Consider the following 255-nt stretch of genomic DNA (forward strand, 5'->3'; position numbering starts at 1 on the left):
GGGACGTTCCGCACCGACCCTGCGGCCCACCGAAGACCTGAGCGTGTTGCGCACGAGCCTCGGACTGGCTCCCCAGGGTTCCCGCCGTTCCCTGGACGCGCTGGATGCGGCGAACGCGATGGCCCGCGAAGTTTTCGGCAAACTGCCCGACTTCGACGATGACCCGGATCCGGCACGGCGCAAGGTCCCGGTGAATCCGAAACGTCGCAAACGCCTCCGCCTGGGTGCCATGGTGCTGGCCGGGTTCGCGGCGGC

The 255-nt window shown here is 69.4% G+C and carries 1 protein-coding gene; it reads left to right on the forward strand.

Going from position 1 to position 255, the window contains the following annotated elements:
• Window positions 1–43: 43 nt before the first annotated feature.
• Window positions 44–255 (forward strand): hypothetical protein (locus SB754_RS21560; RefSeq protein ID WP_410784364.1); only part of this gene is annotated, 212 nt, incomplete at its 3' end.

Source organism: Leifsonia sp. SIMBA_070, from assembly GCF_046534635.1.
Classification (GTDB): domain Bacteria; phylum Actinomycetota; class Actinomycetes; order Actinomycetales; family Microbacteriaceae; genus Leifsonia.